We start from the raw sequence: 12,927 nt of genomic DNA, 5'->3' as shown, positions 1-12,927 counted from the left end.
CCGTTGTTGCGAGGCCTGGCGGGGCGCCTGTGGATAACTTTCCCACGATGGCGCCGAAAGCGGCACGATGGTATCCGAACCGAATGGAAGGCGAGCTGACGGATGACCACTCCCACAGGTGCACCGACACGAAGACGTTTCTGGTTCGATCCCCGATTCGCCATCGGGCTGGCCCTTGTGGTGGCATCCGTCGTCGGAGTGGGGGCCGTGGTGCAGGGGATGGACCGCTCGGTGACCGTGTACGCGGCGCACGATGCGCTCACCGTCGGCGACCGTGTCGACGCAGACGATCTGGCGATCACCCAGGTTCGACTCGAAGGGGCCCCAGACCTGTATGTCACGCCGGGGCGCATCCCTCAGGATGGGCTGGTGGTCACGCGCCGGATCGCGGCAGGCGAACTTGTGCCGGTCTCCGCGGTCGGATCGCGCGCGGGGGCATCCGTTACCAGCGTTGTCATCGAGGTGAACGGCACGCTCTCTGGTGCGATCGGTCCGGGTTCCAGCGTCGATGTCTGGTCGGCAAAAGCGACGGAACACGGCCAGTTCGGCCCCCCGGCAGTGCTGGTGGGAAAGGCGAGCGTCGTGCGACTGGTCGAGCCGACCGGCCTGATCGCGGCCTCTGGGGGCGAGTCGGTCGAAGTGCAGGTGCCCCGCAGCAAGGTCGCCGCGGTGCTCGAGGCGATCGCCAACAACGACTCGATGGCCATCGTTCCCGTCGACACGCCGCTGGGGAAGGAGTAGTGGCCACCGTCGTCCTCGCGCTGGAACGGCGCTTCGAGGACCGCATGATCACCCTGCTGGTCGATCACGGGCACACGGTGCTTGCGCGCTATGAAACAGCACCGGATGTCGTCGCCGCTATCTCCGCTCAGGCGCCGGAGATAGCGCTCGTGCAGGCTATGCGCGCCACGCTCAGTGCCGAGCTGATCAGCGCCGCAGATGATCGCGGCGTGCGTGTGATCGCGGTTGTGGCATCCGATCACGAACGCCGCTACGCGGCTTCGCTCGGATTGTACGAGGTGCTGGACGTCGCGTCCGACTGGACGCAGATCGACGCGCTGATCTCGGGCGGGATCGTTGTGCCACTGCGAGCCGGCGACACTGCGCGCTCATCGCCGGCACTCGAATCCGGTTCCGTGATTGCCGTGTGGGGGCCGGCAGGCGCGCCGGGGCGCACCACCCTTGCCATCAACATCGCGGCAGAGATCGCGGCCGCCGGACACACCGTCGCACTGGCAGACGTCGACACCTACAGCGGATCTGTGGCACCCAGCCTCGGCATGCTCGACGAAGCGCCTGGCTTCGCGGCGGCCTGCCGGTTGGCCGGATCCGACAGCCTGAACCAGGCGGAACTGGAACGAATCGCCCAGCGGTACAACTCGCCACAGGGTGCGTTCTGGGTGCTCACCGGCATCGGCCGGCCGTCTCGCTGGCCCGAGCTCTCAGGGGAACGGGTGACCACGACGATCCAGGCGCTGAAACACTGGGTGGACTACGTGGTGCTCGATACCGGATTCAGCCTGGAGAGCGACGAGGAGATCTCCAGCGACCTGTTTGCGCCGCGGCGGAACGCGGCGACGCTGGGAGCGCTGGCGCAGGCAGACCAGGTGGTAGCGGTGGGGCTCGCCGACCCGGTCGGGATGGCGCGGTTCCTGCGCTCGTGGGTGGAGCTGGCAGAGGTGCTCACCACTGAGAAGGTGAGCGTGGTGATGAACCGGGTGCGCGCCAGTGCCATCGGCCTCGACCCGAATGGACAGGTCGTTTCCACCCTGCGCAGGTTCGGCAACATCGAAGACCCGGTTCTCGTGCCGCACGACCAGCAGGGCGTCGACGCTGCAGTGCTGACCGGGCGCACACTGCGGGATGCCGCGCCGAAGTCGCCGGCGAGGGCCGGCATCCGTCGCTTTGTGCGCTCTGTACTCCTGCCGGAGCCCGCGCCGGTCACCGGGCGCCGTCGGAAGACCTCGCGGTGGCGCCGCACGGCGGCGGCGACCTGACGGCGGCGACCTGACCGCGGCGACCTGCGGTCACAGGCGACCTGCGGTCGACCAGAAAACACCTAGGCTGGTGATCGTGTCAACGCTCAGTGATCTTGTTCTCGCCCAGGGCAGCAGCAGTGCCGAAGATGTGGACTGGCTGCACATGCTCGTGTCAGACGGCCAGCTGCTTGCCGACCTCGCATTCGCCGACATCGTGGTCTGGGTGCCGACCGACAGTGGCAGTTTTGTCGCCGTTGCACACGCCAGGCCATCCAGCGCTGCGACGCTGTTCTACCGCGACTTCGTGGGGCAGAACATCAAGGGAGAGTGGCGAAAGCAGGTCACGGAGGCGTTCGAGACCGCGAAGATCGTCGACACGTCTGCGCCGGACTGGTACGAGGAGACTCCAACTCGGGTTCGTGCGATCCCGGTGATGCGCCGTCTCGCACCCAATGGGGCCGCGATCACCGAAACGCCGATCGCCGTGCTCACCCGGCATACGAACCTCAGCGAAGCGCGCATGCCGAGCCGCCAGGAGCTGACATTCAACGAGTGCGCAGACGACCTCTTCGGCATGATCGCTTCGGGCGATTTTCCGGATCTTGGTGCACCGACAGGGCCGCGCAGGGGCGCGCCACGCGCATCCGATGGCCTGATTCGTCTTGACGTCGACGGCCTGACGACGTTCGCAAGCCCGAACGCGCTGTCAGCGTTCAACCGCATGGGATTTGCCGACGAACTCGAGGGCGAGTCCCTCGCCGAGGTGACGACCCGCCTGCTCAGCGGGCGGGCGGTCATCGACGAATCGCTGCCGCTCGTGGTCACCGGGCGGGCGCCATGGCGTACGGATATCGAGGCACGGGGAGTGACCGTTTCGTTGCGCGCGATTCCCGTGCGCAACCGCGGTGAACGCATCGGGGCGATCGTGCTGTCGCGCGACGTCAGCGAGCTGCGTCACCAGGAACGCGAGCTGATCACGAAGGATGCGACCATCCGGGAGATCCACCACCGGGTGAAGAACAATCTCCAGACTGTCGCGTCGCTGCTGCGGATCCAGGCCAGACGCACTCACTCTGACACTGCTCGCGAGGCGCTCACCCAGGCGATGCGTCGTGTGGGGGCGATTGCCGTTGTGCACGACACGTTGTCGGAGGGCCTCAGCCAGATCGTCGATTTCGATGCCGTGTTCGACCGGGTGCTGTTGCTGATCGCCGAGGTGGCCTCCGCGCACAACACTACAGCGCACCCGCGCTTCTCTGGAAGCTTCGGAACCCTGCCAAGCGCCTACGCGACCCCGCTGGCGCTGGCCCTCACCGAACTTGTCACCAACGCCGTCGAACATGGCCTCGCCGGCCGCGAGGGCGAGGTCGTCATCGAAGCGAAGCGCAACGAGGAGCGACTGACCGTCGTGGTGCGCGATAACGGGTCAGGCCTGCCGGAGGGCAAGGTCGGTTCCGGTCTCGGTACCCAGATCATCCGCACCCTGATCCAGGGTGAGCTGAGCGGCACCATCGACTGGCACACCATGATGGGCAGCGGCACAGAGGTGACCATCGACATCCCACTGCGTTATATGCAGGAAGCGTGACACCGGACGCCGCGCGTGCCCGTGGCACCCGCGAACCGTGAATGAAGCACCTAAAATTGCTGGTGAAGGTGCTTAAGCCACGGCTCGGCGTGGGTGAACGGGACGCGCGAGTGGCGGCGGACGAGTGGCGTTAGGAAGCGCGACGGGCGCGGGCGGCGCGGCGCTTGAGCGCGCGACGCTCGTCTTCACTCAGGCCGCCCCAGACTCCGGAGTCCTGACCGGTCTCGAGGGCGTACTGGAGGCAGACCTCCGTGACATGGCAACGCGCGCACACCGACTTCGCCTTTTCGATCTGGTCGACTGCCGGACCAGTGTTGCCGACCGGGAAGAACAGTTCCGGGTCTGCTGTGAGGCATGCCGCTTTATCGCGCCAATCCATGGGGGTGCTCCTTTGTTGCCGAGTGCATGGCCGATCGGCCTGAAATGCGATGATGGCCGGTTGCAGGAAATTTGACGACCTGCCTGCGAAATTTACAAAATTTACTCAGTGAGATCTGCCCACGCCCCTGTGAGCGTCAACCGCGCCTCAAATATGGTCGCATAATGGGGGAGTCAAATCAATAGTTTTGTATGGGATTAGCCTGTGAGTGAACGAGACGAGCCCTCGACGGATGCCGTCGGCGAGCCCGCGGGCGGTTCCAAAACGTCAGTCAGACCGCCGGCTCTCACCCTGGTGGCCATCCTCCTTGCCCTCGAGGCGCTGCTGGTGTGGGCCCTGGTGGCCTGGCAGGTTTTTGAACTGCTCACGGCCGAGCCGGCGTCGTACACGAGCGCGATCGCGATCCTCGTGATTGCCGTGATCGCGGCCGTCTGGGTGAGCGCGATCGCCCTGAATGTGCTGCGACGTCGCTCGTGGGTGCGGGCAGCCGCAGTGACGTGGCAACTGCTGCAGATCGCCGTCGCCGTCGGGGCCTTCCAGGGCATCTACGCCCGCTCTGACGTTGGGTGGGCGTTGCTTGTGCCCTCGCTCGTCGTCATTGTGCTGCTGTTCACGCCGAGAGTTGTGGCGGCAACCACCCGCGACCCCGGCGCATCCGCCTGACACCTGCCGCTCGGCCGGCAGCACGCCGACGCCGACGCCGACACCCGCGCTCATACCAACGCGGGCCCGCGCGCATGCGCCAACTACGCGCGTATGCGCCCTGCGCGCGGGGCGCATACGCGCGCAACTGGCGCATGACGCTGCGCCGGGTGCATGACGCGCCGCCGGGCGCGGACGAAACGCCCGCGATGGTGAAATCGGCTTGTGTGCTGCGCGCGAGCCTGGCTGCGCGGCTGCCGTCAGGCGTCGATACCGAGCTTTTTGCGCAGGCTCGCGACGTGGCCTGTCGCCTTCACGTTGTAGAGCGCGAGTTGGATCGTGCCGTCTTCGTTGACCACAAAAGTGGATCGCAGAACACCGGTGACGAGCTTTCCGTAGAGGTTCTTCTCGCCGTACGCACCGTAGGCGTGGTGAACGGCTAGGTCTTCGTCGCTGAGCAGGGGGAAGTTCACGGCGTCGTGCTGCTGGAACTCCTTGAGCTTCGCGGGAGCGTCTTTCGAGAGACCGAGCACCTGGTAACCGGCGGACTTCAGTGATCCGAGGTTGTCGCGGAAATCGCACGCCTCTGTGGTGCAGCCCGGCGTCATCGCAGCCGGGTAGAAGTAGACGACGACCTTCTGGCCGGCGAAGTCCGAGAGCGAGACGGATGCGCCGTCCTGGTTGGTGAGAGTGAACTGGGGAGCCGGGTCGCCGGCTTCGAGGCGCGTGGATTCGGTCATGGATCCACGCTACCGCCCTGGCCTCCCCTGCCTGGTCGGTAGCAGGGGGTGGGGCGGACGCGGACAGCAGGTGCACGCAGCAGGTGCTGGCAGGTGCACGCAGCAGGCGGCGGTAGCAGTGGCGGTCAGTAGGTCGGGCCGGCTGCGAAGGTGGTGAGCAGGCGCTGCAGGGAGTCCAGGCGGGCTTTGCCGGTCGGGCCGAGGTCCCCGCGGGCGACGGCCTCGTTCATGGCGCAGTCGGGCGAATCCGGCAGGTGCGTGCACCCGCGCGGACAGTTCTCGGCAACCGTTGCCAGGTCGGTGAACGCCTTCAGGATGTTGTCGGTGTTGATGTGCCCGAGCCCGAACGACCGCACACCGGGGGTATCGATGACCCAGCCGCGCCCGGCATCCGTTTCGAGCCGGAGTGAAATCGTCGACGACGACGTGTGTCGGCCACGGCCGGTCACCGTGTTCACCACGCCCACTGCGCGGTGGGCGGCAGGCACAAGCGCGTTGACCAGGGTCGATTTGCCGACGCCGGAGTGCCCGACGAAGACCGTGTCGTGTGCGATCAGCGCGGCCGAGATCTCGGCCAGCGGCATGTGATCCTCCCGGCTGCGGAACACCGGGAGGTCGAGCCCGGCAAAGTTGCTCAGGAACTCCGCCGGGTCGGCCAGGTCGGTCTTCGTGATGCACAGGATCGGCGATACGCCGGCGTCATATGCGGCGACCAGGTAGCGGTCGACGAGACGGATGCGCGGCTCCGGATTCGCCGCTGCCACGACGATAAGCATCTGGTCTGCGTTCGCGACGATCACCCGTTCGACGGCATCCGTGTCATCGGCGCTTCGCCGCAACAGGGTCGTTCGCGGAACGATCCGCACGATGCGTGCAAGGCTGCCATCCGCACCAGTGGTGTCGCCGACGATGTCGACCCTGTCGCCGGTCACCACCGCGTGCTTGCGCAATTCACTGGCGCGCGCGGCGGTCACCCGGTGCTCATCCGGCGTGTTCTCGCCCAGCATCACCGTGTACCGACCACGGTCGACAGACAGGATGCGCCCGGTCAGGGCATCCTCATGCTCAGGCCTGGTCTTGGTGCGCGGCTTGTTGCCCTTGGGGTTCGGCCGCACCCGAACGCTGGACTCGTCGTACTCCGGCTCATCGTCCTCGTCGTCGGTGGCCCACCAGGTCATCTACAGCGCCGCTTCCCCGACCATCGACTGCCAGAGGGCGGCAAATTGCGGCAGCGTCTTCGCCGTCGTCTGGATGTTCTCGATCTCGACACCGGGAACCGCAAGCCCGATGATCGCACCGCTGGTCGCCATGCGGTGATCGTCGTAGCTGCGCCACACACCACCGGTCAGCGGCGCCGGCTCGATCCGCAGTCCGTCATCGAGTTCAGTGACGTTACCGCCGAGGCCGTTGATCTCCGCGATCAGCGCCGCGAGGCGGTCGGTTTCATGGTGACGGATGTGGCCGATTCCGGTGATTTCGGATGGCGAGTCTGCGAGAGCGGCGAGCGCCACCAGGTTCGGTGCGAGTTCACCGCCGGTGGATAGATCGATCTCCACGCCACGGATGCTGTCGCCGCCGGTGACCGTGAACCGGTCGCCTTCCCGGGTGACGGTCGCCCCGAAGCGCGGCAGGAGTTCGGCCAGGCTCGCACCCACCTGGGTGGTTGCCTCCGGCCAGCCGGTGATCGTGACGCTTCCGCCCGCGACGAGCGCAGCGCAGAGGAACGGTGCGGCATTCGAGAGGTCAGGTTCGATGTCGACCTCGGCCCCGGAGATGAGGCCCGCTTCGACGACCCATTCCCGTTCGGACGGGCGGGCGACGGTGACACCACGCCCTGCGAGTGTCGCGATGGTCATGTCGATGTGCGGAAGGCTCGGGAGTCGCTCGCCGCTGTGGGTCAGGTGCAGGCCGTTCTCGAACCGGGCAGCGGCCAGCAGCAGGCCGGAGACGAATTGGCTCGATGAGCCGGAGTCGATGGTGACCTCACCGCCGGCCAGGTCTCCACGACCGTGCACAGTGAAGGGGAGGGCGAGTCTGCCGTCATCGTTGATGTCGGCGCCGATGGCGCGCAGTGACGTGATGGTTGTCGCCATGGGGCGACGACGTGCGCCCGCGTCGCCATCGAAGGTGGTTGGTCCCAGTGCCAGCGCGGCGACGACGGGAAGGAAGCGCATGACCGTTCCGGCCAGACCGCAGTCGATGGTGGTGGATCCGAGGAGTTCATCGGCCGGGGTGATCTTCCAGTCGTCGCCGTACTCGCCGCCGCCTGGGACCGCCTCGATCGTCGTGCCGAGCTGGCGGAGGGCATCCACCATCAGATCGCTGTCGCGCGAGTGCAGGGGGGATCGGAGCAGTGACGGTGAGTCCGCCAGCGCCGACAGCACCAGTTCGCGGTTGGTGAGCGACTTCGAGCCCGGCAGGCCGAACGCCGCAGACAGCGGCGTCGGCGCGACGGGCGCCGGCCACAGCGCGGTCGACTCATCTGGCGCGTTGTCGCCGTACGGATTGAACTCCGGCTTGGAATATCTCGAGATCAGCATTGGTTATCAGGATAGTCGGTGATGAAAGATCAAGGAGGTCTGGTGACAGGCACGACAGTACTCGAACGGCCGGTGCTCGAACGGCCAGGCGCTCTGCCGGTCGACGGCTTAGTATTGCCGTTGATGACAACAGATACGCCAGACGTTCCAGACGCGCCCAATGCGCGGGACCTGTTCGAAGAACAGGCGATGCCGTTTATCGACCAGCTTTACGCTGCGGCGATGCGCATGACCCGCAATCCATCGGATGCGCAGGACCTCGTGCAGGAAACGTTCTTGAAGGCGTTCGCCGCCTTCGGACAGTTCCAACAAGGCACGAACTTGAAGGCCTGGTTGTACAGAATTCTCACCAACACGTTCATCAACACTTACCGCAAGAAGCAGCGAGAGCCGTATCAGGGCGCCATCGACGAGCTGGAAGACTGGCAGCTCGGTGGGGCTGAGTCGACGACCGCGATGTCGAGCAGGTCGGCAGAGGCAGAGGCCATCGATCATCTTCCGGACAGCGCGGTCAAAGACGCCCTGCAGTCCATTCCGGAGGATTTCCGCCTGGCCGTGTACTTCGCCGACGTCGAGGGGTTCTCCTACCAGGAGATCGCCGAAATCATGAAGACGCCGATCGGAACCGTGATGAGCAGGCTGCACCGTGGCAGACGACTCCTCCGCGAACTATTGGCCGGCTACGCGAACGGTCGAGGACACGGTGCCGCCGAGCCGGCATCCCGACCGCTGAAATCTGGGAGCACGAGCACATGACTGACTGTGGATGCGAGAAGGCCAAGGCCGAACTCGAGGAATACCTGCACAACGAACTGCGGGGCGACGACGCCACCGACATTCGTGAGCACCTCCAGCACTGCGAGGACTGCAGCAGCGAGCACCTGATCGGTGTGACGCTCACCGAAGTCATGCAGCGTGCCTGCAAGGAGAGCGCGCCGGAAGACCTGAAAAACCTCGTGCTGGCGAAGATTCGCACGGTGCAGTCCGCGCACTGACCGGCGTCGCCGGCCTCCGGGGCCAGCGACCTGGTTGACGTGACGCCCACTTCAAACTTTCGAACGACGCGGAAGCCGGTGTCCGTTACGTAGCGTCGATGGTGTGATCAAGACTCGTTCCTCCTCCCGTTCCCGCGTGCCCGTGTGGCTGCGCATCCTCATCCCCTCCGTACTGATCCTGGTCTGGCTGGCACTCTTCGCCGCCGGAGGGTCTTCGTTCAGCAAAATCAGCGAGGTCGCCAAGAACGACCAGGTGCAGCAGCTTCCCGCCAGCGCAGACGCGACCCAGGTGCAGGAGCTGCAGTCGCTGTTCCGGGGCGACGACGTCATCCCCGCTGTGCTGGTCTACCAGCGCGACTCCGGACTGACAGCAGACGACGATGCTGAGATCGCGGCCCAGGTCTCAGCAATTCAGGACGTCGACGGGGTGGTGCCGGCATCCGTTTCGCCGCCGATCATCTCAGAGGACGGCGAGGCCGCGCAGGTGATCGTGCCGATGGACACCAGCATCACGCCGGCCGACACCGTTGAGACCGTGCGCGACTACCTTGCCGACAATCAGATCGACGGCGTGAGCGCGTACGTCACCGGCCCTGCGGGCCTGTCAGCCGATATCGTCGGCGCCTTCGCGGGCCTTGATGGGATCCTGCTGCTGACCGCGCTCGCGGCCGTCCTGGTGATCCTGATCATCGTGTACCGATCCCCGCTCATGCCTCTCATCGTGCTCGGCACCAGCCTGTCGGCCCTGTGCGCGGCCGTCCTGGTCGTGATCTCGCTCGCCAGAGCCGACGTTCTCGTTCTCAGCGGGCAGACCCAGGGCATCCTGTTCATCCTGGTGATCGGAGCCGCAACGGACTATTCGCTGCTCTACGTTTCACGATATCGAGAGGCATTGCGCGATCACGAGCGCAAGTGGGACGCCACGATGGCTGCCTTGCGTGGTTCGTTCGAGCCGATCCTGGCGTCGGGCGGCACCGTCATCGTTGCTCTGCTGTGCCTGCTGTTCAGCGACCTGAATTCGAACAAGGCGCTTGGCCCCGTCGCAGCGATCGGCATCGCGTTTGCACTGCTCGCCTCGCTGACACTCCTCCCAGCGTTGATGCTCTGGGCTGGCCGCGTTGCTTTCTGGCCGGTGCGGCCGGCGTTCGGCAGTGCGCATCCAGAGCTGACCGGCGCCGGGGCGAAGGGCGTCTGGCCGAAGATTGCCAGGCTCGTCGGCCGGAGGGCGAGACTGGTCTGGATCGCCTCGACACTGCTGCTGGCGGTTGCCTCGATCGGGCTGTTCCAGTTGAAGGCAGACGGCGTACCCCAGAGTGACTTCGTTCTCGGGTCGTCGCAGGCGCGCGACGGCCAGGCCGTGCTCGGTGATCACTTCCCTGGCGGCGCGGGAACGCCAGCGCTCGTCGTGGGTCCTGAGTCGGAACTCGATGCGATGGCCGAGGTCATCCTGGCCGCGAACGGCGTTGATTCGCTCAGCGTGCTCTCCGAAGACTCACCGAGCGGCACGCTGACGGTGACGGATGCCGGACTCTCTTCAGTCGGTCCGCCTGGGACTCCGGTCGGCGAACCGACAGTGCATGACGGCCAGGTCATGCTTCAGGCCACGCTCGACGATGCCGGCGATTCCGCCGAGGCCGATGCAAACGTTCGCCACCTGCGCGTCGATCTCGCGGATCTCGACAACGGCATTCTGGTCGGCGGCACGACAGCCATCGCCATCGACACCCACGACACGGCCGTGCACGACCGCAACCTGATCATCCCGATCATCCTCGGCGTGATCCTGATCATCCTGATGCTGCTGCTTCGCTCGGTGCTCGCGCCGGTTCTGCTGGTGGCTACCGTCGTACTGTCATTCGGCGCGGCACTCGGAGTCTCCGCCTGGGTATTCAACGGGGTGTTCGGCTTCTCCGGTGCAGACCCGTCTGTGCCGATGTTCGGGTTCGTCTTCCTGGTGGCGCTCGGAATCGATTACAACATCTTCCTGATGACACGGGTGCGCGAGGAGTCGATCGCCCATGGCACGAGGGAGGGAATCCTGCGAGGGCTGGTGGCAACCGGCGGCGTGATCACGTCGGCGGGGATTGTTCTCGCCGCCACTTTCGCCGCGCTGGGAGTGCTGCCGATCCTGTTCCTCTTGCAGATCTCCTTCATCGTCGCATTCGGGGTGCTCCTCGACACCTTCCTGGTGCGATCGCTGCTTGTTCCCGCGCTCGCGCACGACATCGGGCCGAAGGTCTGGTGGCCTTCGAAACTGGCGAGAGGGATGATTCGGCGGTGACCCTGGCGGCTACTCGTCGCCGAGTTGCGCGAGTCGCGACTCCTCGAGGTCGAGCAGGTACTGGGCTCGCTCCAGCACCCGGGAACTGTACGATCCGGTGGCCCTGGCATCGAGCATGGCCGCGCGCTCTGCCCTCAGCACTCTGAGGCGGAGTGCGCGGTGCTGCTCGTGTGGGCCGGGTGCATCGTCGCTGACGGCCTCTGCCATGGCCAGGCTCAGCAGGAGGCTGTCGGTGCGTACCCGCTCGATGACCTCTGGGTCGAACGGTTCACCGTTCTCCTGTGCGAGCTCTGGGTTGTCGAGGGTCTCGACGGCGATGGCGCTGATCTCGTCGACCAGCCCGGCCAGTTCGGCGCGGTCGGCGCTCGCGTCGGTCCCGACGATTTTCAGCCTGCGGATCAGCAGCGGAAGTGTTCCGCCCTGCACAAGCAATGTCACGATGGCGACGGTGAAGGCGATGAGGATTAGCTGCGGACGGTAGGGGAGATCACTTGGCAGTGACTGTGCTGCGGCCACCGTAACCACTCCACGCATCCCAGACCAGGCCAGCACTGCGCCGCCGCGCCAGCCGAGTCCTTCGTCTCGCACGAAGTCGAGGTCCGCCTGCCTTCGCGTCAGGAACAGCCGCATTCTTTCCAAGCGCCTCTCGCTCACGCGCTTGTTCGGTCCGAGGTCGGCGGCCTCGTAGTCGGTCAGGCGCTGGCGACCTATTTCCATGCGCGGCGCCCTGGCCTCGGCGCGTTTTGCATCGCGGCGCAATGAGGCAATCAGGGGTATGACGTACAGGATGCGCACGATCACCAACAACAGGGTGGCCAGCAGGCCGAAGCCGATCGCTTGGAGAACGCCGAGGTGTTCGTCGGTCACCTCGTCGACGAGCGCTTTCAGCTCAAGTCCCATCAGCAGGAACACGCCGTTCTCGAGCACGAACTGCACGGTTCGCCAGTTCATTCGCTCGCTGATGCGGTTCTGGGCGGTGAAGTACTGCGCGCTCCGATGGCCGGTGATGAGCCCGGCGACGACGACGGCCAGAACCCCGGATGCGTTGATCTCCTCCGCGGGGATGTAGGCCAGGAACGGCACGGCGAACGAGATCGTGGTGTTCAAAACCGGATTGGTGAGCTTCGAGCGCACCCAGACGGTGACATAGCCGATCACGGCACCGACGACGATCCCCGCGGCGACGGCGAACGCGAAGTCGCCGATCACCTCCCAGAGGGAGAGCGTTCCCGCCGTTGCCGCAACCGCGGAGCGCAGCAGGACCAGCGCCGATGCATCATTGACCAGCCCCTCGCCCTCGAGCACGGTGACCAGGCGCGGGGGCAGACCGAGTCGCTTGCCGATCGAGGTCGCGGCGACGGCATCCGGCGGGCTGATGACGGCGCCGAGTGCGATCGCAGCGGCGAGATTCAGCTCGGGGAGGAGCCAGTAGAGCAGCAAACCGCTGACCAGTGCGCTCACGATGACGAGCACAACGGAGAGGGCGGTGATCGCCTTCAGGTTGCGGCGAAAATCGACGAGGGGCACGTTGACGGCCGCTGAGTAGAGAATCGGCGGCAGCACAACGGCGAGAATCAGTTCCGGCGGGGGATCGAACTCCGGCATGCCGGGATTCAGGCTGGCGGCGAGCCCGATCACCACGAGCAAGAGCGGCGCGGCCACCCCGAGCTTCGGAGCGATTGCTGACACCGCGACGATGACGAGGATGGCGAGTAGTCCGAGAATGGCGTAGTCCACGCGACAACTGTATGACCAGGAACCACGGGCCCGCACTCACCGGCGG

12 protein-coding genes are annotated in these 12,927 nt (G+C 65.8%); 7 read left to right on the top strand and 5 right to left on the bottom strand.

From position 1 onward, the window contains the following. Positions 1-102 precede the first annotated feature (102 nt). The 3 genes from K323_RS0105920 to K323_RS0105910 all read left to right on the top strand — a co-directional run bounded on the left by K323_RS0105920 (position 103) and on the right by K323_RS0105910 (position 3,567). Positions 103-741 (top strand): membrane protein, encoded by a 639-nt coding sequence (locus K323_RS0105920; RefSeq protein WP_022884371.1) that lies wholly within the window; start codon positions 103-105, stop codon positions 739-741. After that, a complete protein-coding gene (locus K323_RS0105915) occupies positions 741-1,997 on the top strand; it encodes a CpaE/TadZ family protein (RefSeq protein WP_022884370.1) in 1,257 nt (418 codons plus the stop codon). The genes K323_RS0105920 and K323_RS0105915 overlap by 1 nt, the downstream gene beginning before the upstream one ends. Positions 1,998-2,073: 76 nt before the next feature. After that, a complete protein-coding gene (locus K323_RS0105910; RefSeq protein WP_026851300.1) occupies positions 2,074-3,567 on the top strand; it encodes a sensor histidine kinase in 1,494 nt (497 codons plus the stop codon). 130 nt (positions 3,568-3,697) lie between these two features. Here the strand turns inward: K323_RS0105910 and K323_RS0105905 are convergent, their stop codons facing one another. Next, complete coding sequence (locus K323_RS0105905) at positions 3,698-3,946, bottom strand: WhiB family transcriptional regulator (RefSeq protein WP_022884368.1); 249 nt, start codon at positions 3,944-3,946, stop codon at positions 3,698-3,700. Positions 3,947-4,150: 204 nt separating this feature from the next. On the opposite strand from K323_RS0105905, the gene K323_RS24465 reads away from it, so the two are divergent. Next, entirely contained in the window at positions 4,151-4,609 is a 459-nt protein-coding gene (locus K323_RS24465) for a hypothetical protein (protein ID WP_022884367.1), read from the top strand. 239 nt (positions 4,610-4,848) lie between these two features. On the opposite strand, the gene bcp is transcribed toward K323_RS24465, so the two are convergent. From bcp to aroA, 3 genes are all read right to left on the bottom strand, one after another. Then, positions 4,849-5,328 (bottom strand): thioredoxin-dependent thiol peroxidase, encoded by a 480-nt coding sequence (gene bcp, locus K323_RS0105895; RefSeq protein WP_022884366.1) that lies wholly within the window; start codon positions 5,326-5,328, stop codon positions 4,849-4,851. A 125-nt stretch (positions 5,329-5,453) separates the two neighbouring features. Then, a complete protein-coding gene (gene rsgA / locus K323_RS0105890; protein WP_022884365.1) occupies positions 5,454-6,506 on the bottom strand; it encodes a ribosome small subunit-dependent GTPase A in 1,053 nt (350 codons plus the stop codon). Then, entirely contained in the window at positions 6,507-7,868 is a 1,362-nt protein-coding gene (gene aroA, locus K323_RS0105885; protein ID WP_022884364.1) for a 3-phosphoshikimate 1-carboxyvinyltransferase, read from the bottom strand. Positions 7,869-7,991: 123 nt separating this feature from the next. Here aroA and K323_RS0105880 point away from each other — a divergent pair, with 123 nt between their 5' ends. The 3 genes from K323_RS0105880 (at position 7,992) to K323_RS0105870 (ending at position 11,144) form a co-directional block, all read left to right on the top strand. Then, positions 7,992-8,624 carry a sigma-70 family RNA polymerase sigma factor gene (locus K323_RS0105880; RefSeq protein ID WP_051147233.1) on the top strand — a complete coding sequence of 211 codons (633 nt, stop codon included), beginning with the start codon at positions 7,992-7,994 and terminating at the stop codon, positions 8,622-8,624. Next, positions 8,621-8,863, top strand: coding sequence for a zf-HC2 domain-containing protein (locus K323_RS0105875; RefSeq protein ID WP_022884362.1), 243 nt, complete (start codon positions 8,621-8,623; stop codon positions 8,861-8,863). The genes K323_RS0105880 and K323_RS0105875 overlap by 4 nt, the downstream gene beginning before the upstream one ends. A gap of 103 nt (positions 8,864-8,966) precedes the next feature. After that, positions 8,967-11,144: an MMPL family transporter gene (locus K323_RS0105870; protein WP_022884361.1), complete on the top strand. Its 2,178-nt coding sequence runs from the start codon at positions 8,967-8,969 to the stop codon at positions 11,142-11,144. A 9-nt stretch (positions 11,145-11,153) separates the two neighbouring features. Here K323_RS0105870 and K323_RS0105865 read toward each other — a convergent pair whose 3' ends face one another. Then, on the bottom strand, positions 11,154-12,881 hold the full coding sequence (locus K323_RS0105865; protein WP_022884360.1) for a cation:proton antiporter: 1,728 nt from the start codon (positions 12,879-12,881) through the stop codon (positions 11,154-11,156). Positions 12,882-12,927: the final 46 nt, after the last annotated feature.

Origin of the sequence: Glaciibacter superstes DSM 21135, from assembly GCF_000421145.1 — a bacterium.
Lineage (GTDB): Bacteria > Actinomycetota > Actinomycetes > Actinomycetales > Microbacteriaceae > Cryobacterium > Cryobacterium superstes.
This window is presented reverse-complemented; position numbering and strand designations above follow the sequence as displayed.